General features: G+C 46.6%; 20 protein-coding genes and 3 tRNA genes. 21 read left to right on the top strand and 2 right to left on the bottom strand.

Annotated elements, in window-relative coordinates:
- Window positions 1–33: 33 nt before the first annotated feature.
- From H027_RS0105855 to H027_RS0105755, 21 genes are all read left to right on the top strand, one after another.
- Window positions 34–118: transfer RNA gene (locus H027_RS0105855), tRNA-Tyr, on the top strand.
- Between the two features lie 24 nt (window positions 119–142).
- A tRNA-Gly gene (locus H027_RS0105850) sits at window positions 143–217 on the top strand.
- A 95-nt stretch (window positions 218–312) separates the two neighbouring features.
- Window positions 313–1,497 carry an elongation factor Tu gene (gene tuf / locus H027_RS0105845; RefSeq protein WP_024871549.1) on the top strand — a complete coding sequence of 395 codons (1,185 nt, stop codon included), beginning with the start codon at window positions 313–315 and terminating at the stop codon, window positions 1,495–1,497.
- A 54-nt stretch (window positions 1,498–1,551) separates the two neighbouring features.
- A tRNA-Trp gene (locus tag H027_RS0105840) sits at window positions 1,552–1,628 on the top strand.
- A 61-nt stretch (window positions 1,629–1,689) separates the two neighbouring features.
- Window positions 1,690–2,067, top strand: a complete 378-nt coding sequence (gene secE, locus H027_RS0105835; protein WP_024871562.1) for a preprotein translocase subunit SecE — start codon at window positions 1,690–1,692, stop codon at window positions 2,065–2,067.
- A 3-nt stretch (window positions 2,068–2,070) separates the two neighbouring features.
- Window positions 2,071–2,613, top strand: coding sequence for a transcription termination/antitermination protein NusG (gene nusG, locus H027_RS0105830; protein ID WP_024871561.1), 543 nt, complete (start codon window positions 2,071–2,073; stop codon window positions 2,611–2,613).
- A gap of 118 nt (window positions 2,614–2,731) precedes the next feature.
- Entirely contained in the window at window positions 2,732–3,160 is a 429-nt protein-coding gene (gene rplK, locus H027_RS0105825) for a 50S ribosomal protein L11 (RefSeq protein WP_024871560.1), read from the top strand.
- A gap of 4 nt (window positions 3,161–3,164) precedes the next feature.
- On the top strand, window positions 3,165–3,869 hold the full coding sequence (rplA, locus tag H027_RS0105820; RefSeq protein ID WP_024871559.1) for a 50S ribosomal protein L1: 705 nt from the start codon (window positions 3,165–3,167) through the stop codon (window positions 3,867–3,869).
- Window positions 3,870–4,100: 231 nt separating this feature from the next.
- Window positions 4,101–4,604, top strand: a complete 504-nt coding sequence (gene rplJ / locus H027_RS0105815; protein ID WP_015879827.1) for a 50S ribosomal protein L10 — start codon at window positions 4,101–4,103, stop codon at window positions 4,602–4,604.
- A 60-nt stretch (window positions 4,605–4,664) separates the two neighbouring features.
- The gene (gene rplL, locus H027_RS0105810; RefSeq protein ID WP_024871558.1) at window positions 4,665–5,030 is read left to right on the top strand and encodes a 50S ribosomal protein L7/L12; all 366 of its coding nucleotides are present in this window, start codon (window positions 4,665–4,667) and stop codon (window positions 5,028–5,030) included.
- A gap of 207 nt (window positions 5,031–5,237) precedes the next feature.
- Window positions 5,238–9,266: a DNA-directed RNA polymerase subunit beta gene (rpoB, locus tag H027_RS0105805; RefSeq protein ID WP_024871557.1), complete on the top strand. Its 4,029-nt coding sequence runs from the start codon at window positions 5,238–5,240 to the stop codon at window positions 9,264–9,266.
- 88 nt (window positions 9,267–9,354) lie between these two features.
- Window positions 9,355–13,662, top strand: coding sequence for a DNA-directed RNA polymerase subunit beta' (gene rpoC, locus H027_RS0105800; RefSeq protein WP_024871556.1), 4,308 nt, complete (start codon window positions 9,355–9,357; stop codon window positions 13,660–13,662).
- Window positions 13,663–13,786: 124 nt separating this feature from the next.
- Complete coding sequence (locus H027_RS0105795) at window positions 13,787–14,173, top strand: RidA family protein (RefSeq protein WP_024871555.1); 387 nt, start codon at window positions 13,787–13,789, stop codon at window positions 14,171–14,173.
- On the top strand, window positions 14,174–14,566 hold the full coding sequence (tusD, locus tag H027_RS0105790; protein WP_202593465.1) for a sulfurtransferase complex subunit TusD: 393 nt from the start codon (window positions 14,174–14,176) through the stop codon (window positions 14,564–14,566).
- Between the two features lie 7 nt (window positions 14,567–14,573).
- Window positions 14,574–14,930 (top strand): sulfurtransferase complex subunit TusC, encoded by a 357-nt coding sequence (gene tusC / locus H027_RS0105785; RefSeq protein WP_024871553.1) that lies wholly within the window; start codon window positions 14,574–14,576, stop codon window positions 14,928–14,930.
- A 7-nt stretch (window positions 14,931–14,937) separates the two neighbouring features.
- Entirely contained in the window at window positions 14,938–15,210 is a 273-nt protein-coding gene (gene tusB / locus H027_RS0105780; protein WP_024871552.1) for a sulfurtransferase complex subunit TusB, read from the top strand.
- A 180-nt stretch (window positions 15,211–15,390) separates the two neighbouring features.
- Complete coding sequence (gene rpsL, locus H027_RS0105775) at window positions 15,391–15,765, top strand: 30S ribosomal protein S12 (protein WP_015879819.1); 375 nt, start codon at window positions 15,391–15,393, stop codon at window positions 15,763–15,765.
- An 83-nt stretch (window positions 15,766–15,848) separates the two neighbouring features.
- The gene (gene rpsG / locus H027_RS0105770; RefSeq protein WP_024871551.1) at window positions 15,849–16,319 is read left to right on the top strand and encodes a 30S ribosomal protein S7; all 471 of its coding nucleotides are present in this window, start codon (window positions 15,849–15,851) and stop codon (window positions 16,317–16,319) included.
- An 81-nt stretch (window positions 16,320–16,400) separates the two neighbouring features.
- On the top strand, window positions 16,401–18,503 hold the full coding sequence (gene fusA / locus H027_RS0105765) for an elongation factor G (RefSeq protein ID WP_024871550.1): 2,103 nt from the start codon (window positions 16,401–16,403) through the stop codon (window positions 18,501–18,503).
- A 64-nt stretch (window positions 18,504–18,567) separates the two neighbouring features.
- Entirely contained in the window at window positions 18,568–19,752 is a 1,185-nt protein-coding gene (tuf, locus tag H027_RS0105760; RefSeq protein WP_024871549.1) for an elongation factor Tu, read from the top strand.
- Between the two features lie 121 nt (window positions 19,753–19,873).
- Window positions 19,874–20,335, top strand: a complete 462-nt coding sequence (locus tag H027_RS0105755) for a methylglyoxal synthase (RefSeq protein WP_024871548.1) — start codon at window positions 19,874–19,876, stop codon at window positions 20,333–20,335.
- Window positions 20,336–20,402: 67 nt separating this feature from the next.
- Here the strand turns inward: H027_RS0105755 and H027_RS0105750 are convergent, their stop codons facing one another.
- Both H027_RS0105750 and H027_RS0105745 read right to left on the bottom strand, forming a co-directional pair.
- Window positions 20,403–20,981, bottom strand: a complete 579-nt coding sequence (locus tag H027_RS0105750) for a superinfection exclusion B family protein (RefSeq protein WP_024871547.1) — start codon at window positions 20,979–20,981, stop codon at window positions 20,403–20,405.
- A 122-nt stretch (window positions 20,982–21,103) separates the two neighbouring features.
- On the bottom strand, window positions 21,104–22,672 hold the full coding sequence (locus tag H027_RS0105745; protein WP_024871546.1) for a methyl-accepting chemotaxis protein: 1,569 nt from the start codon (window positions 22,670–22,672) through the stop codon (window positions 21,104–21,106).
- Window positions 22,673–22,887 lie beyond the last annotated feature (215 nt).

Here is a 22,887-nt window from a genome sequence, read left to right as displayed (position 1 = left end):
TTTGCAGGTAGCCATGATCTTTCATGCACTGATGGAGGGATTCCCGAGCGGCCAAAGGGATCAGACTGTAAATCTGACGGCTCTGCCTTCGAAGGTTCGAATCCTTCTCCCTCCACCATCCTGACCATGGAACTGCAGTTATGCGGGCATCGTATAATGGCTATTACCTCAGCCTTCCAAGCTGATGATGCGGGTTCGATTCCCGCTGCCCGCTCCAATTTTTATTCAAAGAGCTATTGTTGATACTCGTCGGACGGTGTGTACCGTGGTGAGTTTCTTACCATATAACAGTGTTAGCTTAGAGGGACGAGCATGTCTAAAGAAAAATTTGAACGTACAAAACCCCACGTTAACGTTGGTACCATCGGCCACGTTGACCACGGTAAAACCACGCTGACTGCAGCCATCACCAACGTTCTGGCAAAGAAATTCGGTGGTCAGGCTCGTGCATTCGATCAGATCGATAACGCACCAGAAGAAAAAGCACGTGGTATCACCATCAACACTTCTCACGTTGAATACGATACCGAATCACGCCACTACGCACACGTAGACTGCCCAGGCCACGCTGACTATGTTAAAAACATGATCACTGGTGCTGCACAGATGGACGGCGCGATCCTGGTAGTAGCGGCAACTGACGGCCCAATGCCACAGACTCGTGAACACATCCTGCTGGGTCGACAGGTAGGCGTACCATACATCATCGTTTTCTTGAACAAATGTGACATGGTAGACGACGAAGAGCTGCTGGATCTGGTTGAGATGGAAGTACGTGAACTGCTGTCTGAATACGATTTCCCAGGCGATGACACACCAGTTATCCGTGGTTCAGCGCTGAAAGCGCTGGAAGGCGACGCGGCATGGGAAGAGAAAATTCTGGAGCTGGCAGCAGCGCTGGACTCTTACATTCCACAACCAGAACGTGCGATCGACAAGCCATTCCTGCTGCCAATCGAAGACGTATTCTCAATCGCTGGTCGTGGTACCGTAGTCACTGGTCGTGTTGAGCGCGGTATCATCAAAGTGGGTGAAGAAGTGGAAATCGTTGGTCTGAAAGCGACTACCAAGACCACTTGTACCGGTGTGGAAATGTTCCGTAAGCTGCTGGACGAAGGTCGTGCCGGTGAGAACGTAGGTATCCTGCTGCGTGGTACTAAACGTGACGACGTAGAGCGTGGTCAGGTGCTGGCTAAACCAGGTACTATCACTCCGCACACCAAATTTGAATCAGAAGTATACGTACTGTCAAAAGAAGAAGGTGGTCGTCACACTCCATTCTTCAAAGGCTATCGTCCACAGTTCTACTTCCGTACAACTGACGTGACCGGAACTATCGAACTGCCAGAAGGCGTAGAGATGGTAATGCCAGGCGACAACATCAAGATGGTAGTCACCCTGATCCACCCAATCGCGATGGATGAAGGTTTGCGTTTTGCAATCCGTGAAGGCGGTCGTACCGTAGGCGCGGGTGTTGTTGCTAAAGTAATCGAGTAATTCTTTCGGTTACAAATATAAACAAAGCCCCTATAATCGGGGCTTTGTTATCTTAGGGGCGTAGTTCCAATTGGTAGAACAGCGGTCTCCAAAACCGATGGTTGGGGGTTCGAATCCCTCCGCCCCTGCCAAATACCGCGCGAGCTCGCGGGTTTAATGCACTGAAAACGAATACAGGTAGATTGTATGAGTGTGAATGTTGAGAGCCAGAACCGCAACAAAAGTAAAAACGTCGCATTGTGGGGGCTGGTTTTCATTCTTCTGGCGGCTGCGGTGGTTGGTAATTCAGTTTTTGCTGATAAATCATTAGTGATCCGTATTGTCGCAGTTGTAATTGCTTTTGCAGCAGCAGCGGTGACTTCATTGCAGACGATACAGGGTAAAGCACTGCTGACTTTTAGTCGTGAATCCATCAAGGAAGTCCGTAAAGTGGTGTGGCCTACTCGCCAGGAAACTATTCAGACAACCCTGATCATTTTTGCATTTACCGCCGTTATGGGCTTATTCTTATTCTTAATCGATGGCGCCCTAATTTGGTTGGTTCAATCTATTACCGGAATGAAGGGGTAAGCAATGTCAGAACAACGTATGCGTTGGTATGTTGTGCAGGCCTTTTCCGGTTTTGAAGGTCGTGTTGCCAAATCGCTTAAAGAACATATCAAAATGCACGGTATGGAAGATCTGTTCGGTGAGGTTTTAGTTCCTACCGAAGAAGTCGTTGAAATGCGTGCAGGGCAAAAGCGTAAAAGCGAACGTAAATTTTTTCCAGGTTATGTCCTGGTGCAAATGATTATGAATGATGCTACATGGCATTTGGTGCGTAATGTACCTCGTGTCATGGGCTTTATTGGCGGCACATCTGACCGTCCGGCGCCTATCACTGACAAAGAGGCGGATGCGATTCTGAATCGTCTGCAAGAGTCTGTTGATAAGCCAAAACATAAAACGCTCTTTGAACCAGGTGAAGTTATTCGTGTATCTGATGGTCCATTTGCCGACTTCAATGGTACTGTTGAAGAAGTAGATTACGATAAGAGCCGTCTGAAAGTTTCAGTGTTGATTTTTGGTCGTGCCACACCTGTTGAGCTCGATTTTAGTCAAGTCGAAAAAGTTTAATATTATCGGTTGTGTGGGGCAGCGGTTATCTCTATAATTCGCTGCCCCTTTTCTATTGGGGAGCCTATGACGAGTTTTTCTCCGAGGCGCTAGAACCCACATTTGAGGTAATTTTAAAATGGCAAAGAAAGTTTCAGCCTATATCAAGCTGCAAGTTAAAGCCGGCAGCGCGAACCCTAGCCCACCAGTAGGTCCGGCACTGGGTCAGCACGGTGTTAACATCATGGAATTCTGTAAAGCGTTCAACGCACGTACAGAAAAACTGGAAAAAGGCGCGCCTACTCCAGTTGTAATCACTGTATACAGTGACCGTTCTTTCACTTTCGAAACTAAGACTCCACCCGCTTCTTTCCTGCTGAAAAAAGCGGCTGGTATCACGTCTGGTTCTTCTAAACCACACAAAGACAAAGTGGGTAAAGTGACTCATGCTCAACTGCTGGAAATCGCTAAGACTAAAGAACCAGATATGACTGGTGCTGATCTGGAAGCGAAAGCCCGCTGCATCGCTGGCTCTGCCCGTTCAATGGGTCTGGTAGTGGAGGAATAAGACAATGGCTAAACTGACTAAACGCATGCGCGTAATTCGTGAAAAGGTTGATGGTACCAAAGAGTACAACATCACCGAAGCTGTTGCCTTACTGAAAGAACTGGCTACTGCTAAGTTCGTTGAAAGCGTTGACGTAGCAGTTAATCTGGGTATCGACGCTCGTAAATCTGACCAAAACGTCCGTGGTGCAACTGTGTTGCCACATGGTACTGGTCGTACTGTTCGCGTAGCTGTATTTACTCAGGGCGCTAACGCTGAAGCTGCAACTGCAGCTGGCGCTGACCTGGTAGGTATGGACGATCTGGCTGAACAGGTTAAACGTGGCGAAATGAACTTCGACGTAGTTATTGCTTCTCCAGATGCAATGCGCGTTGTAGGTCAGCTGGGTCAAATCCTGGGCCCACGTGGTCTGATGCCAAACCCTAAAGTTGGTACTGTAACACCTAACGTTGCTGAAGCAGTTAAAAATGCTAAAGCAGGTCAGGTTCGCTACCGTAACGACAAGAATGGTATTATCCATTCTACCATCGGCAAAGTTGACTTCTCTGAAGCTCAACTGAAAGAGAACTTGGAAGCATTGCTGGTTGCGCTGAAAAAAGGCAAACCATCAACTTCTAAAGGCCAATTCATCAAGAAAGTTAGCCTGTCTACCACTATGGGTGCAGGTATGGCTGTTGATCAGGCTTCTCTGGACGCCAACGCTGCATAAAGCATTTACTAGGGGCAAGATTATAGTCTATAATCTTGCCCCTTAGTTTGGTTGGGGGTCTCGACTCCCGTCCAAGACCGCAGGTGGTGTAAGCCTTAATTAACCTGCGTAGACGGTGCCGGAACCCAGCGAGAAAGATTTCTTTCTTCTGGACTCTGCCGCCGAGTTCTCTCTGAAAAGAGAGGTGTTGACAGTTCTGGGTTCGCCCAGATTAATTCCAGGAGTAAGCCAATGGCGTTAGGACTCGAAGACAAAAAAGCGATTGTCGCTGAAGTCAGCGAAGCTGCCAAAGGCGCACTGTCTGCTGTTGCTGCCGATTCACGCGGCGTAACCGTAGCCAAGATGACCGCTCTGCGTCAGTCTGCTCGCGAAGCAGGCGTTTACATGCGTGTTGTTCGTAACACTCTGCTGACTCGTGCAGTGGAAGGTTCCGACTTCGAATGCATGAAAGACGTATTTGTTGGTCCAACCCTGATCGCGTTCTCTAATGAACATCCGGGCGCAGCTGCTCGTCTGTTCAAAGAGTTTGCAAAAGGGAACGATAAGTTCTCTATCAAGGGTGGTGCGTTCCAGGGTGAATTCATCCCTGCAGCTCAAATTGATCGTCTGGCAACTCTGCCGACTTACGAAGAAGCAATTGCGAAACTGATGGCGACTATGAAAGAAGCTTCAGCTGGCAAGCTGGTTCGTACTCTGGCAGCTCTGCGCGACAAGAAAGAAGCCGAAGCGGCTTAATTCTTGTAACAGAACAGATTATTTTTATTTTTAATACTTCAACGACAGGAATTTTTTCTCATGTCTATCACTAAAGATCAAATCATCGAAGCAGTTGCTTCTATGTCCGTAATGGAAGTTGTAGAACTGATCACCGCTATGGAAGAGAAGTTCGGTGTTTCTGCTGCTGCTGCTGTAGCTGCTGCTCCTGCTGCTGCTGAAGCTGTAGAAGAAAAAACTGAATTCGACGTAATTCTGACTGCAGCTGGTGCTAACAAAGTAGCAGTAATCAAAGCAGTTCGTGCTGCTACCTCTCTGGGTCTGAAAGAAGCTAAAGACCTGGTAGAAGCTGCTCCAACTCCAGTTAAAGAAGCCATCTCTAAAGATGAAGCTGAAGCTCTGAAGAAAGAGCTGGAAGCTGCAGGTGCTTCTGTTGAGATCAAATAATCTACTAAACAGTAGGTTAGCGGCCTGATAAAACAGGCTAGGGCTGGTGAAGAAAATTCACCGGCCCTTTTGCGCTGTAAGCCACAGGATTTCACATTGCTCACCTGGGCTTATAATTGAGTACGAAATGTACGATTGTAGCAATGTATTACAGAACTGCTCTGGCCAGAGCAGCTTGGGTCACTTATCAGCGAGCTGAGGAACCCTATGGTTAACTCTTATACCGAAAAAAAACGCATTCGTAAGGACTTCGGTAAGCGTGATCAGGTACTGGAAACGCCTTATCTCTTGTCCATTCAGCTGGACTCCTTCAAACAATTCCTTGATGCCGACCCAGAAGGGGCATACGGGCTTGAGGCTGCGTTCCGCAGCGTATTCCCCATTACCAGTTATTCTGGTACTGCGGAGCTGCAATATGTCAGCTATCGCTTGGGAGAACCGGTCTTTGACGTAAAAGAGTGTCAGATCCGTGGCGTCACTTATTCAGCTCCATTGCGCGTGAAGTTGCGCTTAGTGCTGTTTGATAAAGAAGCTGCGGCAGGCACGGTCAAAGAAATTAAAGAACAAGAAGTGTACATGGGTGAAATCCCGCTGATGACCGATAACGGTACTTTTGTTATCAATGGTACAGAGCGTGTTATCGTTTCCCAGCTGCATCGTAGCCCAGGCGTGTTCTTTGATCACGATAAGGGTAAAACACACTCTTCAGGTAAGGTGTTGTATAACGCACGCGTTATTCCTTACCGTGGTTCCTGGTTGGATTTTGAGTTTGATGCCAAAGACAACCTGTTTGTGCGTATTGACCGCCGCCGTAAATTACCAGCGACGATCATTTTACGTGCATTAGAATTTACAACGGAAGAAATCCTGACCACCTTCTTTGAAACCATTAAATTTGAGATCAAAGATGGTAAGGTGCTGATGGATTTGGTACCGGAGCGTTTGCGTGGCGAAACCGCAACCTTCGATATCGTTGCCGGTGGTGATGTGGTGGTTGAGAAAGGCCGTCGTATTACTGCACGTCATATCCGCCAACTGGAAAAAACGGGAACGACTCAAATTGAAGTCCCTGTTGACTATGTTGTCGGTAAAATTTCAGCTAAAGACTATGTAAACCCACAGACCGGCGAGGTGATGATCAATGCCAATACTGCATTGAGTCTGGAAGCGGTCGCAAACTTGTCACAGGCTGGGTTTAAACAGTTTGAAGTCCTGTTCACTAATGAACTGGACCATGGTCCGTATATCTCTGAAACGCTGCGTATCGATCCAAGTACAAATCGTCTGGAAGCACTGGTAGAAATCTACCGTATGATGCGTCCTGGTGAACCGCCAACAAAGGATGCGGCAGAACAGTTGTTTGAAAATCTGTTCTTCTCTGCTGATCGTTACGATCTGTCGACTGTTGGTCGTATGAAGTTCAACAGCCGTCTGGCACGTCCAGAACATATTGGTACGGGTATTTTATCGGAAGATGATATCGTTGACGTGATGAAGCAATTGATTGCCATCCGTAACGGTAAAGACGATGTCGATGATATCGATCACCTGGGTAACCGTCGTATCCGTTCTGTCGGTGAAATGGCTGAGAATCAGTTCCGCGTTGGCCTGGTTCGTGTTGAACGCGCAGTTAAAGAACGCTTGTCATTAGGTGATCTGGATGCTGTTCAGCCACAAGATCTGATCAATGCGAAGCCAATCTCTGCTGCTGTTAAAGAATTCTTCGGCTCCAGTCAGCTGTCGCAGTTTATGGATCAGAACAACCCGCTGTCTGAAATTACGCACAAGCGTCGTATTTCTGCATTGGGCCCTGGTGGTTTGACTCGTGAACGTGCTGGCTTTGAGGTTCGAGACGTACATCCGACCCACTATGGTCGTTTATGCCCGATCGAAACCCCTGAAGGTCCGAACATCGGTCTGATTAACTCGCTGGCAGTTTATTCACGGACCAACGAATATGGTTTCTTGGAAACCCCTTACCGCAAGGTTATTGATGGTGTGATCACCGACGAAGTAGATTATTTGTCTGCAATTGAAGAAGGTAACTTCGTGATTGCACAGGCAAATGCTAACGTCGATGAAAATGGCCGACTGAAAGACGAACTGGTTCCATGTCGTCATAAAGGTGAATCAACCTTTATGAATGCAGAGCAGATCCAGTACATGGACGTAAGTCCACAGCAAGTGGTTTCTGTTGCTGCATCGCTGATTCCGTTCCTGGAACACGATGACGCGAACCGTGCATTGATGGGTTCGAACATGCAACGTCAGGCTGTTCCAACACTGCGTGCTGACAAGCCGTTGGTTGGTACAGGCATGGAACGTGCGGTGGCAGTTGACTCCGGTGTAACGGTGGTTGCTCGTCGTGGTGGTTTCATCGATTACGTTGATGCGTCCCGTATTGTGGTCAAGGTTAACGAAGATGAGTTGTTACCTGGTGAAGCCGGTATCGACATCTACAACCTGACCAAATATACCCGTTCTAACCAGAATACCTGTATCAACCAGCGTCCTTGTGTGTCGGTGGGTGAGCCGGTGATGCTGGGTGACGTACTGGCTGATGGTCCGTCTACCGATCTGGGTGAACTGGCGCTGGGTCAGAATATGCGCGTCGCGTTCATGCCTTGGAACGGTTACAACTTCGAAGACTCGATTCTGGTTTCTGAACGTGTTGTGCAGGAAGATCGTCTGACGACGATTCATATTCAGGAGCTTTCCTGTATTGCTCGCGACACTAAATTAGGCCCGGAAGAGATCACTGCTGATATTCCAAACGTTGGTGAAGCTGCACTGTCCAAACTGGATGAGTCTGGCATTGTCTATGTCGGCGCAGAAGTGAAGGGCGGTGACATTCTGGTTGGTAAGGTAACACCAAAAGGTGAAACTCAACTGACACCAGAAGAAAAACTGTTGCGCGCAATCTTCGGCGAAAAAGCGTCTGATGTAAAAGATTCCTCTTTGCGTGTACCTAATGGTGTTTACGGAACTGTTATTGATGTTCAGGTCTTTACTCGTGATGGCGTAGAAAAAGATAAACGCGCCAAAGAAGTTGAAGACATGCAGTTGCGTGATGCGAAGAAAGATCTGACTGAAGAATTCAAGATCCTCGAGGATGGTATCTTTGGTCGTGCCCGGTCATTGCTGGTAGCGGCTGGTTTCAGTGAAGATCGTTTGTCCAAACTGGATCGCAAAAAATGGCTGGAACAGTCATTAGACGATGAAGGTAAACAAGTCGAACTGGAACAGATCGCTGAGCAGCATGTTGCACTGAAAGAAGAATTCGATCATAAGTTTGAAGCTAAACGCCAGAAAATTATTCAAGGCGATGATTTAGCTCCAGGCGTGCTGAAGATCGTTAAAGTCTATCTGGCAGTAAAACGTCGTATCCAGCCTGGTGACAAAATGGCGGGTCGTCACGGTAACAAAGGGGTTATCTCCAAAATTTGTCCGATTGAAGACATGCCATACGATGAAAGCGGCAATCCGGTAGATATCGTACTGAACCCGTTGGGGGTTCCATCACGTATGAACATCGGTCAGATCCTGGAAGTTCACCTTGGTCTGGCAGCGAAAGGCATCGGTGAAAAAATTGATCGTATGGTCAAAGAGCAGCGTGAGTTAGCCGAACTGCGTGAGTTCTTGCAGCGCGTTTATGACTTGGGCGGTAGTGACCAGCAGCAAGTTAATGTTGCTGAACTGAGTGACGATGATGTTCGTACACTGGTTCAAAATCTGCGCAAAGGCTTACCTGTTGCAACACCTGTGTTTGATGGCGCGAAAGAACGCGAAATCAAAGACCTGTTGAAATTGGCAGACAAACCTGAGTCTGGTCAGATCACGCTGTTTGATGGTCGTACCGGTATGCCGTTTGAGCGTGCTGTAACCGTCGGTTACATGTATATGCTGAAACTGAACCACTTGGTTGATGACAAGATGCATGCGCGTTCTACCGGTTCTTACAGTCTGGTTACTCAACAGCCTCTGGGTGGTAAAGCTCAGTTCGGTGGTCAGCGTTTCGGGGAGATGGAAGTATGGGCACTGGAAGCATACGGTGCTGCTTATACTCTGCAGGAAATGTTGACAGTTAAGTCGGACGATGTGAATGGCCGTACTAAGATGTACAAAAACATCGTAGATGGCGATCACCGCATGGAACCTGGTATGCCAGAGTCTTTCAACGTTCTGTTGAAAGAGATCCGCTCGTTGGGTATTAACATCGAGCTGGAAGAAGAATAAGAACAAAATTCTTATTCACTGGACTCAAAATAGTAACGGTATGCCGTATTACGGCATACCGAAGTTAAACTCCTGACGGGAGATACAGGTGAAAGACTTACTCAAGTTTTTGAAAGCGCAGAGCAAAACTGAAGAGTTTGACGGAATCAAGATCGGTTTGGCATCGCCTGACATGATCCGTTCATGGTCATTCGGTGAAGTTAAAAAGCCTGAAACCATCAACTACCGTACGTTCAAGCCTGAGCGTGATGGTCTGTTTTGTGCTCGCATCTTCGGACCAGTAAAAGATTATGAATGCTTGTGCGGTAAGTATAAGCGTTTGAAACACCGCGGTGTTATTTGTGAAAAATGCGGCGTAGAAGTTACTCAGACCAAAGTTCGCCGTGAGCGGATGGGTCACATTGAGCTGGCTTCTCCAGTGGCACATATTTGGTTCTTGAAATCACTGCCATCTCGTATTGGTCTGTTACTTGACATGACTCTGCGTGATATCGAGCGTGTGCTTTATTTTGAATCATTTGTCGTTGTGGATGCAGGCATGACCAGCCTGGAACGCAGTCAGATGTTGACCGAAGAGCAATATCTGGACGCACTGGAAGAGTACGGCGATGAATTCGACGCAAAAATGGGTGCCGAAGCGATTTTGGCTCTGTTGCGTGCGCAAGATCTGGAACATGAAATCGCGACTATGCGCGAAGAATTGAGCCAGACAAACTCTGAAACCAAGCGTAAAAAGACCACTAAGCGTCTGAAGTTGATGGAATCATTCCTGCAATCTGGTAACAAGCCAGAGTGGATGATCATGACTGTCCTGCCAGTTTTACCACCGGATCTGCGTCCGCTGGTTCCTCTGGATGGTGGCCGTTTCGCGACTTCTGATCTGAATGATCTTTATCGCCGTGTCATTAACCGTAACAACCGTTTGAAACGCCTGTTGGATCTGGCTGCACCAGATATCATCGTCCGTAACGAAAAACGTATGTTACAGGAAGCGGTTGATGCGTTGCTGGACAACGGTCGTCGCGGTCGTGCTATTACCGGTTCTAACAAGCGTCCTCTGAAATCTTTGGCTGACATGATCAAAGGTAAGCAAGGTCGTTTCCGTCAGAACTTGCTGGGTAAACGTGTTGACTACTCTGGTCGTTCCGTTATCACTGTAGGTCCTACTCTGCGTCTGCATCAGTGTGGCCTGCCTAAGAAAATGGCTCTGGAACTGTTCAAGCCGTTCATCTATGGCAAGTTGGAAACCCGTGGTCTGGCGACAACCATCAAAGCTGCGAAGAAGATGGTTGAACGTGAAGAAGCAGTGGTATGGGATATTCTGGATGAAGTGATCCGTGAACATCCTGTCATGCTGAACCGTGCGCCAACGCTGCACCGTCTGGGTATTCAGGCATTCGAACCAATTCTGATCGAAGGTAAAGCTATTCAGCTGCACCCGCTCGTCTGTTCTGCGTTCAACGCGGACTTCGACGGTGACCAGATGGCGGTGCACGTGCCGTTAACACTGGAAGCGCAGTTAGAAGCCCGTGCACTGATGATGTCAACCAACAACATCCTGTCTCCAGCTTCTGGCGAACCAATCATTGTTCCTTCACAGGACGTGGTATTGGGTCTGTACTACATGACGCGTTCATGTGTTGGCGCTAAAGGTGAAGGTATGGTGCTGTCTGGTGCGAAAGAGGCTGAAAAAGTCTATCGTGCTGGCCTGGCTTCGTTACATGCGCGTGTGAAATGCCGCATCACTGAATATGTGAAGAATGATGCGGGTGAACTGGTTGCTAAAACTGAGCTGAAAAACACTACTGTTGGTCGTGCGATCCTGTCGTTGATCCTGCCAAAAGGCATGGAATATGCGCTGATCGATCCGCCTCTGCCAATGACCGAAGCAGGTAAAGCTGAGCTGGCTGCACATCCAGAGCGTTGGATCAAATATGTTTCTAACCAAGCCATGGGTAAGAAACAGATCTCTAAAGTATTGAATACCTGTTATCGCAAGCAAGGTCTGAAAGATACGGTTATCTTTGCTGACCAGTTGATGTATACCGGTTTCCATTATGCGGCGTTGTCTGGTTCATCAGTTGGTATTGATGACATGGTCATCCCGGAAGCGAAGAAAGAGATCATCGCCTCTGCAGAAGCTGAAGTTGCTGAAATTCAGGAACAGTTCCAATCTGGTCTGGTTACTGCGGGTGAACGCTACAACAAAGTTATCGATATCTGGGCAAGTGCGAACGAACGTGTATCTAAAGCGATGATGGAAAACTTGTCTAAAGAGACAAGACAGAACACCCTCGGTGAAGATGAAGTTCAAGCCTCGTTCAACAGCGTATTCATGATGGCGGACTCCGGTGCACGTGGTTCGGCCGCTCAGATCCGTCAGTTGGCGGGTATGCGTGGTCTGATGGCTAAGCCAGATGGCTCGATCATCGAAACCCCAATCGTTGCGAACTTCCGTGAAGGTCTGAACGTACTGCAGTACTTCATCTCTACACACGGTGCGCGTAAAGGTCTGGCGGATACCGCACTGAAAACAGCGAACTCCGGTTATCTGACTCGTCGTTTGGTTGACGTTGCTCAAGACGTTGTGATCACTGAACTGGACTGCGGCACATCCGAAGGTCTGTGGATGACTCCATTGATCGAAGGTGGTGATGTTGTTGAACCGTTGCGTGAACGCGTACTGGGTCGTGTTGTTGCTGAAGATGTGCTGAAACCAGGTAGTGACGAGTTGTTAATTCCACGCAATACGCTGTTGGATGAACAATGGTGTAATACATTGGAGCGTAATTCGGTCGACCGCATCAAGGTTCGCTCTGCAATCGCGTGTGAATCTGATTTTGGTATCTGTGCTCATTGCTATGGTCGTGATTTGGCTCGTGGTCATCTGGTTAACAACGGTGAAGCTACCGGTGTTATCGCCGCGCAGTCTATCGGTGAACCAGGTACTCAGCTGACGATGCGTACATTCCACATCGGTGGTGCGGCATCTCGAGCAGCTGCAGAAAGCAGTGCATCAGTGAAAAACACGGGTGTGGTGAAACTGCAGAATGCGAAATCAGTTGAGAATAGCGCAGGCAAATTGGTTATCACTTCACGTTCATCAGAACTGACCATTATGGATGAATTGGGACGGACGAAAGAAAGTCACAAACTGCCATACGGTTCGGTATTGGAAGTGAAAGATGGCCAAGCCGTAAAAGCAGGCGAAATCGTCGCAAACTGGGATCCACATACTCACCCAATCATTACTGAAGTAGCGGGCCGTATCCAGTTCGAAAACATGATCGAAGGCATTACTATTACTCGTCAGACTGATGAGTTGACTGGTTTGTCTAGCATCGTGGTTCTGGATGTCAACGAACGTACCTCTACCGGTAAAGAATTGCGTCCGACAGTGAAACTGGTTGATGCCAATGGTAAAGATGTATTGATCCCTGGTACTGATGTTTCAGCGCAATACTTCTTACCTGGTCAGGCAATTGTTCAGCTGGAAGATGGTGCGTTGGTGAATGTGGGTGACGCAGTTGCTCGTATTCCACAAGCGTCCAGTGGTACTAAAGATATCACCGGTGGTTTGCCGCGTGTTGCTGACTTGTTTGAAGCTCGTCAACCGAAAGAACCAGCTATTCTGGCTGAAATTTCAGGTACCATTTCCTTCGGTAAAGAAACCAAAGGGAAACGTCGTCTGGTCATTACACCAACTGACGGTGGTGAAGCCTATGAGGAAATGATTCCTAAGTGGCGTAACCTGAACGTGTTCGAAGGTGAAAAGGTTCAGCAAGGTGAAGTTCTGGCCGATGGCCCAGAATCTGCGCATGATATTCTGCGTCTGCGTGGTATCAGCCCTGTGGCGAACTATATCGTTAACGAAGTGCAGGACGTTTATCGTCTGCAAGGCGTAAAAATTAACGATAAGCACATCGAAGTGATCGTTCGTCAGATGCTGCGTAAGTGTGAAATCATCAATCCAGGCGATTCCGATCTGCTGGAAGGTGAACAAGCTGACGTTGTGCGTGTGAAGATTGCAAACCGTAAACTGGTTGCTGAAGGTAAACAACCCGCTACATTCCGTCGTGTACTGATGGGGATTACGAAGGCGTCGCTGAATACAGAGTCTTTCATCTCTGCTGCGTCGTTCCAAGAGACAACCCGAGTACTGACAGAAGCTGCGGTATCAGGCAAGGTTGATGATCTGCGTGGTCTGAAAGAAAACGTGATCGTGGGTCGTTTGATCCCTGCTGGTACTGGTTTTGCCTATCATCACAACCGCTTGCAGAAGCGCAGAAATGCAGCTCAGGCTGTCGTTGCGCCAACACAACAGGTAACAGCCGATGAGGCTGAACAGAATCTGGCTGATTTATTAAATGCAGCCGGTAACCTGAATGCGGAATAAGCATTACTAAAATAATGTTTGAAAGAGGCCCTTAGGGGCCTCTTGTTTTTTGTGCTTAAAGTTGCACCACACCAATCACTGGTATTACTATCAGCAAACTTTGATAACTTGTAGTGAGAGAATAATGTCTAAATCAATTATTGCTACCGACAAAGCCCCAGCAGCTATTGGTCCATATGTTCAGGCAACGAAACTCGGTGATCTGGTTTTCACATCAGGTCAAATCCCGTTGATCCCGGAAACAATGCAGTTAGTTGATGGTGATATCAAAGTTCAGGCTGAACAGGTTTTACGTAATTTGTCTGCCATTCTGGAAGCGGCTGGTGCCTCCATGGATACCGTTGTAAAAACAACTTGCTTTCTGAAAGATATCAATGACTTTGTGGCTTTTAATGAAGTTTATGCGAAATTTTTTCCAACCAACGCACCCGCTCGTTCTTGTGTTGAGGTGGCCAGATTACCTAAAGACGTATTGGTTGAAGTGGAAGCTATTGCTTATATAGCTAAGTAAATAACAATGAATTTTGCTCTCTTGGTCACTGGGCCTGTTTATGGGACGCAACAATCGGCATCAGCTTATCAGTTTGCACAAGCTGTGTTGGCAAAAGGGCACACAATTATCGGTGTGTTCTTTTATCAGGCCGGTGTAACTAATGCGAACATGTTAACTTCTGCAGCTACCGATGAATACAACATGCATGAAATGTGGGGTAAATTTGCGGACACACACAATATTACTCTGCATACTTGCGTTGCAGCGGCTCAACGCCGAGGAATACTGGATTCCATCACTGCGACAGAAGGCGAAAAGCAGAGTTTTAATGTTGCGCCCCCGTTTTTGTTGTCAGGACTAGGCCAGCTGGCTGAAATGTTGTTGACTGCCGATCGAGTGGTTCAATTTTAATATGCCCATGAATCAAATCGCATTCATATTCAGACAAGCACCTTATGGTAGTGACAGTGGCAGAGAAGGCCTGGATGCCTTGTTGGCAACTTCGGCATATTCTGACCAACTGGCTGCATTTTTTATGGACGATGGTATTTATCAGTTGCTCCGGTTTCAGCAGCCAGAATCGATATTGGCGAAAGATCATTCATCCATGTTTAAGCTGTGTGAACTCTACGATATTGACTCCCTTTATGTATTAAAAGCATCAATGATTGAACGTAACATCGATCCTACGCAGCTATTAATTCCAGTGGAAATATTGGATTCGAGTGAGTTTTACGAGGTGCTCGCTGCATATCCTATTAAGCTGATGTTTTGAGGCCATTATGCTGAATGTTGTTGCATTATCTCCCTTTTCACATACTGCGCTGAATAATTGCCTGAGCTTTATGAAAGCTGACGATCAATTGATATTAATGCAAGATGGCGTCATTGCAGCTTCAGCTGATATATGGGAAGAAAAGCTTCGGAATAAGAATATCTATGTCATGCAAGAAGATCTGACCGCGCGAGGCCTTGTCGCTAAAGTGGGTAAATGTATTGATATGGCGGAATATGTAGAGCTTGTTGTGACTCATGGCAGTCCGTTGTGTTGGTAAAATTTCACTGTAAAGTCACTTTTGTCATCTATACTTCTTCTTAATCCCGAATCAGTCATGAAAGACTGTATAAATCTTGACTCAAAATACATACAGGCATAAAATTTTGCGTCCCCGTATCTGCGGGGAGGATTTTTCACATGTTTGTAAAGCTATTGCTATTATCCAGGAGCTTTTTTAATGGCAACTATTAACCAGCTTGTCCGCAAGCCACGCGTTAAGCAAGTTGTAAAAAGCAGCGTTCCTGCCTTGAATGCTTGCCCACAAAAACGTGGTGTATGTACTCGTGTATATACTACTACCCCTAAAAAGCCTAACTCAGCACTGCGTAAGGTATGTCGTGTTCGTTTAACTAACGGATTCGAAGTTACTTCTTACATCGGTGGTGAAGGCCACAACCTGCAAGAACACTCCGTGGTTCTGATCCGTGGCGGTCGTGTTAAAGACCTTCCGGGTGTTCGTTACCACACCGTTCGTGGTGCGTTAGATTGTTCTGGTGTTAAAGACCGTAAACAATCTCGCTCTAAGTACGGCGTGAAGAAGCCTAAGGCTTAATGGTTTTCCGTTAAGTAAGGCCAAACATTTTTTAGTAAACTTTTTTTGTTTTGGGTTAAACCTGAAGTTTCGGAGAATTTAAAATGCCAAGACGTCGCGTTGTTGGTCAGCGTAAGATTCTGCCAGATCCTAAGTTCGGTTCTGAATTGCTGGCTAAATTTATCAACGTAGTAATGGTTGACGGTAAAAAATCCGTCTCAGAAAGCATCGTTTACGGTGCTCTGGACATTATTGCTCAGAAGAGTGGTAAAGATCACTTAGCTACTTTCGAAGGTGCTTTGGACAATATTCGTCCGAACGTGGAAGTTAAATCCCGCCGTGTTGGTGGTTCTACTTACCAGGTTCCGGTAGAAGTTCGTCCAGTGCGTCGTAATGCCCTGGCTATGCGCTGGTTGGTTGAAGCAGCTCGCAAACGTGGTGAAAAATCCATGGCTCAGCGTCTGGCAGGTGAATTGCTGGATGCGGCTGATAACAAAGGCTCTGCGGTTAAGAAACGTGAAGACGTGCACCGTATGGCTGAAGCGAATAAAGCATTCGCTCATTACCGCTGGTAATCCGGTTGTACAGGCCATCTTTGGATGGCCTGTATTCGGTTTCGTCATCTAAGGCACAACCTTAGTAAGAGGATATCTATCGTGGCTCGTGCAACACCCATTGAGCGTTACCGTAACATCGGTATCAGCGCACACATCGACGCCGGTAAAACAACGACTACTGAACGTATCCTGTTTTACACCGGTGTAAACCACAAGATTGGTGAAGTTCATGATGGCGCTGCTACCATGGACTGGATGGAACAGGAACAAGAGCGTGGTATTACCATTACCTCTGCTGCTACTACCTGTTTCTGGAGTGGTATGGGTAAACAATTCCAACCACACCGCATCAACATCATCGACACCCCAGGTCACGTTGACTTTACTATCGAAGTAGAGCGTTCAATGCGTGTTCTGGACGGCGCAGTAATGGTTTACTGTGCAGTAGGTGGTGTTCAGCCGCAGTCTGAAACTGTATGGCGTCAGGCTAACAAATACAAAGTTCCACGTATCGCGTTCATCAACAAAATGGACCGTACCGGTGCTAACTTCCTGCGTGCTGTTGAACAGATCAAAACCCGTCTGAAAGGTAATGCAGTTCCTCTGCAATTGCCAATCGGCGCGGAAGATAACTTCAAAGGGGTTATCGACCTGATCAAAATGAAAGCTATTAACTGGAACGAAGCTGACCAGGGTACAACCTTCACTTATGAAGATATCCCAGCTGAATTGCAGGAACTGGCTGCAGAATGGCACCAAAATCTGGTTGAAGCTGCTGCGGAAGCATCTGAAGACCTGATGGAAAAATATCTGGGCGGTGAAGAAATTTCTGAAGAAGAAATGAAAACTGCTCTGCGTCAGCGCGTTCTGAACAACGAAATCATCCTGGTTACCTGCGGTTCTGCATTCAAGAACAAGGGTGTTCAGGCAATGTTGGATGCGGTTATTGAATACTTGCCAGCACCAATCGACGTACCAGCTATCGCTGGTCAGTTAGAAGATGGTACACCAGCAGAACGTCATCCAAGCGATGATGAACCTTTCTCTGCACTGGCGTTCAAAATTGCAACTGACCCATTCGTTGGTAACCTGACATTCTTCCGTTGCTATTCTGGCGTTGTTAACTCTGGCGACACCGTACTGAACTCTGTTAAAGGTAAGAGAGATCGTATTGGTCGTATCGTACAGATGCACGCTAACAAACGTGAAGAGATCAAAGAAGTTCGCGCTGGTGATATCGCGGCGGCAATTGGTCTGAAAGACGTAACAACTGGTGATACTCTGTGTGTCGAAAACGCACCAATTATTCTGGAGCGTATGGAATTCCCAGAGCCAGTTATTTCTGTTGCCGTTGAACCAAAAACCAAAGCTGACCAGGAAAAAATGGGTCTGGCTCTGGGCCGTCTGGCTCAGGAAGATCCATCATTCCGTGTATGGACTGATGAAGAGTCAGGTCAGACAATCATCGCTGGTATGGGTGAATTGCACCTGGAAATCATCGTTGACCGTATGCGTCGTGAGTTCAAGGTTGAAGCGAACGTGGGTAAACCACAGGTAGCTTACCGCGAAACAATCCGTACAGATGCGAAAGACATTCAGGGTAAACACGCTAAACAGTCTGGTGGTCGTGGTCAATACGGTCACGTAGTGATCGACATGTTCCCTCTGGACGAAGGCGCTGGCTATACCTTCACTAACGACATTAAGGGCGGTGTAATTCCTGGTGAATTCATCCCTGGTGTTGATAAAGGTATCCGTGAACAGTTGAAATCAGGTCCTCTGGCTGGTTACCCAGTTGTGGACTTAGGTGTTCGTCTGCACTTCGGTTCTTACCATGACGTTGACTCTTCTGAACTGGCGTTCAAAATCGCTGCTTCTATGGCGTTCAAAGAAGGCTTCATGAAAGCCAGCCCAGTTCTGCTTGAGCCTATCATGAAGGTTGAAGTTGAAACTCCAGAAGATTACATGGGTGATGTAATCGGCGACTTGAACCGTCGTCGTGGCATTATCGAAGGTATGGAAGATGGTCCATCAGGCAAGATCGTTCGTGCTCTGGTTCCACTGTCTGAAATGTTCGGTTATGCAACAGACCTGCGTTCTGCTACTCAGGGTCGTGCTTCTTACTCCATGGAGTTTGGTAAGTACGCTGAAACGCCTAACAATATCGCTCAGGCGGTAATTGAAGCGCGTAAATCTAAGTAATTTACATGTAATATTTTCCGCCTGTTTTGACAGGCGGAAATAATCAAATAGGAAGGACAACGTCGTGTCTAAAGAAAAATTTGAACGTACAAAACCCCACGTTAACGTTGGTACTATCGGCCACGTTGACCATGGTAAAACCACGCTGACTGCAGCCATCACCAACGTTCTGGCAAAGAAATTCGGTGGTCAGGCTCGTGCATTCGATCAGATCGATAACGCACCAGAAGAAAAAGCACGTGGTATCACCATCAACACTTCTCACGTTGAATACGATACCGAATCACGTCACTACGCACACGTAGACTGCCCAGGCCACGCTGACTATGTTAAAAACATGATCACTGGTGCTGCACAGATGGACGGCGCGATCCTGGTAGTAGCGGCAACTGACGGCCCAATGCCACAGACTCGTGAACACATCCTGCTGGGTCGCCAGGTAGGCGTACCATACATCATCGTTTTCCTGAACAAATGTGACATGGTAGACGACGAAGAGCTGCTGGATCTGGTAGAGATGGAAGTTCGTGAACTGCTGTCTGAATACGATTTCCCAGGTGATGACACACCAGTTATCCGTGGTTCAGCGCTGAAAGCACTGGAAGGCGATGCGGCATGGGAAGAGAAAATTCTGGAGCTGGCAGCAGCGCTAGACTCTTACATTCCACAACCAGAACGTGCGATCGACAAGCCATTCCTGCTGCCAATCGAAGACGTATTCTCAATCGCAGGCCGTGGTACCGTAGTCACTGGTCGTGTTGAGCGCGGTATCATCAAAGTGGGTGAAGAAGTGGAAATCGTTGGTCTGAAAGCGACCACCAAAACCACTTGTACCGGTGTTGAAATGTTCCGTAAACTGCTGGACGAAGGTCGTGCCGGTGAGAACGTAGGTATCCTGCTGCGTGGTACTAAACGTGACGACGTAGAGCGTGGTCAAGTACTGGCTAAACCAGGTACTATCACTCCGCACACCAAATTCGAATCAGAAGTATACGTACTGTCAAAAGAAGAAGGTGGTCGTCACACTCCATTCTTCAAAGGCTACCGTCCACAGTTCTACTTCCGTACAACTGACGTGACCGGAACTATCGAACTGCCAGAAGGCGTAGAGATGGTAATGCCAGGCGACAACATCAAGATGGTAGTCACCCTGATCCACCCAATCGCGATGGATGAAGGTTTACGTTTTGCAATCCGTGAAGGCGGTCGTACCGTAGGCGCGGGTGTTGTTGCTAAAGTAATCGAATAATCTTATTCGACACTTATGCAAAAGAATAAAGGGCGACTTCGGTCGCCCTTTATTTTTAGTGAAAAAATCCACTGCTCATCGTATGTTATATATTCATGAATGATTTCCCCGAGGGATTGGTATGGCGTTAACGATTCAACGTGAAATGGCTGGGCATAAGCGTGTGGCTTTGGTTGCACATGACAACATGAAGCAAGCACTGCTGGAATGGGTCAAAATCCGATCTGAAGAATTAAAGTTGCATCATTTATATGCAACAGGTACTACTGGAACACGCTTAAGCAAAGAGGCTGGTCTGCCAATCACATGTTTGTTGTCTGGGCCAATGGGGGGAGATCAGCAGTTAGGTGCATTGATTGCTGAAGGTAAAATTGACGTTTTAATTTTCTTTTGGGATCCGCTAAATGCAGTTCCTCATGATCCAGATGTAAAGGCCTTATTGCGTTTAGCTGCGGTTTGGAACATTCCAATGGCAACTAATCAGGCAACAGCTGATTTTCTGATGGATTCACCCCATATGAAGACAAAGTTCAAAATTGAAATTCCAGACTATGACGGTTACATCAAGTCGAGAACGGAATAATTCTTTAAACATGTTTTTCAAGACAATAAAAAAAGTACCTCGATAGGTACTTTTTTATTTTCAATCACTAGCGTAATGAGCTTTTACTGACGTATTTAGGTCGTGCACTCATGATCATTTCGACTTGCTCTTCGGTCATTTTACCATTACTTAGACCTAATGCTTTGTAAGTTAGTAATGGCCGAGCTTCAAGGGAGATCATCAGTGCTTTTATCTGACTCAAATCATCATTCAATGGCTGTCCGTAAGCGAAATCAAGTACTCCTGCATCCAGCAGATTTTTGACGGCTGGTTCAGTTAGCGGCAAGTTTATGACGCTTTTACGTTGAATCACAAATTCACGTAAGATGGCTTTCTCCGTGAAGTCTAATCTTTCAATCATTCGCTGCAGATATTGATGCTTTTGCCGTTCACTCCAGTGAGCAATTGCATGATCCCATACAATTAATAAGAGTTGGCTGAAAAAGTACGAACAGGCTATCAATAAGCCAAGGCTAAAGAAAACTCTAAACTGTATCAGCCATTCGCCTGCGATCTGTATGCGTTCAACAGGAAATAACAATATGGCGCAGCAGCACAATAGTAACCACATCATAAGCCAGTTGAGTGTGTGGTATTGGCTAAAATGTCTATTCCACCGTTTCATAAATAAATCCCACCATAAACTCGGACATATCTGTAGTGAGCAAGTGACGTGCCAGTATTTGGAGTTGTATTTTTGACGCGGAATCGGATCGAAAGGAGAGGCGGAATCATCCGCCCCTTATTTTAACGCTGGAATTGGGTGATTAGACGACATAAGCCCTGGAGCCGCTCCACTAATAATCCTATGCGATCAACGGCATTATGGCTATTGACGGTGCTGGTATCAGCCAGTTCACGAATATTGTGAATGCTGCGATTAATATCTTCAGTCACGTATGCCTGTTCTTCCACTGCCGTAGCAATTTGATGGCTCGCATCCGTGACATGGTTCAGCATCGCATGTATCTGGTTAAATACTTCACCCGCGGAATTTGCTTGTGTTCGACAGGTTTCAGATAAATCAGCACCATGCTCCATCGTTTGCACGGCACTGCTTGCGCTATTTTGTAATTTAGCGATCATTTGCTGTATTTCGTCTGTCGAAGTGCGGGTTTTTAACGCTAATGAACGAATTTCATCAGCAACGACAGCGAACCCCCGACCTTGCTCTCCGGCTCTTGCTGCTTCGATTGCAGCGTTCAGTGCCAGAAGATTGGTTTGATCTGCAATATTGGTGATGACATCAAGGATACTGCCAATTTGCTTGGTGTTGGATGCCAATTCATTGATCACAAGCGTGGTGTGTTCCAATTCATCATGCAACGCATTAACGGCGGATACCGTTGCTTTGATACTGTTTTGCCCTTGGGCCGCGGTTTGACGTGCCTCTGTTGTTAATTCTGATGTAGAGCTTGCGCTATTAGCGACCTCCCTTATCGAGCTGCTCATTTCATTAATGGCAGTAGCGAGCTGTTCCGTTTCTGCGCGTTGTTGATCAATGTTATTAGTAATTGATTGAATATTTCCTGCGTCATCTTCGGCAGCCTGAAGGATCGTATTACAGGTATCGCCGGTACGCCCGACGATAGCTCTCAATTCTGCTTTTTTCATTCGCAGAGCTAATTCAATGGCGGCCAGTTCGTCACGGCGACCTGTGTATAGGACTTGGGTTATATCAGTATTGAAGTTGTCCCTGGCTATATTAGCCATATTTTTCAGTTTGTTTCCCCACCAGAAAGCATAGGTTAATTGCATTAATACGAAAGTAAGGGCAGTGGTTGATAAGGAATTTATGCCTGATAGGGCGATATTTACAATAATCGGGATAAGTGTGCCGACAGAGATGAGTTTAGATATCAATGATGTATTTATAGATGGTAAACGTAACGCCTTAGGCATCTTGCCCTGATTTATTTGCTGATAATAACCACTGGCTCTGGCTATATCTTCTCTTGATGGTTTTGTTCTGACGGATTGGTATTCGGTAATATTACCATTGTTATCGAGGATCGGTGTGACATAGGCATTCACCCAATAATGATCGCCATTTTTACAGCGATTTTTAACTACGCCCATCCAGCTTTTTTTATCTTTCAAATGGTCCCACATGTCTTTAAATGCAGCTTTGGGCATGTCTGCATGGCGCACTATGTTGTGGTATTGATTGTCTAGTTCTTCGGCGTGGTATCCGGCGATGTCGCAGAAGTGCTCGTTAGCGTAGGTTATTCTACTTTTTGTGTCAGTGGTAGATATCAGGTTATGCTGAGCGGAGAACTCTCTTTCTCTGCTGGCTTGTGAAGAAAAATGGTTCATAGAGGTAACATCCTGTACTGCTAACGAATGGTGACAGTGGTTGTTCAATGATTCATTAAATAATTCATAATCGCGTATTGATTCTATAATATATAAATATGTAAATAATATGATTATTACTGATAATAACTAGAAAAATAGAGATCATTTTTTTAAATCAATAAATTCATTTATTTATGTAAATGCATTGTTGCATAAAGTTATTTGTTTAACAT

Origin of the sequence: Tolumonas lignilytica (assembly GCF_000527035.1) — a bacterium.
Taxonomy (GTDB): domain Bacteria; phylum Pseudomonadota; class Gammaproteobacteria; order Enterobacterales; family Aeromonadaceae; genus Tolumonas; species Tolumonas lignilytica.
The sequence above is the reverse complement of the archived record's forward strand: the minus strand, read 5'-3'. Positions and strand labels throughout refer to the sequence as shown.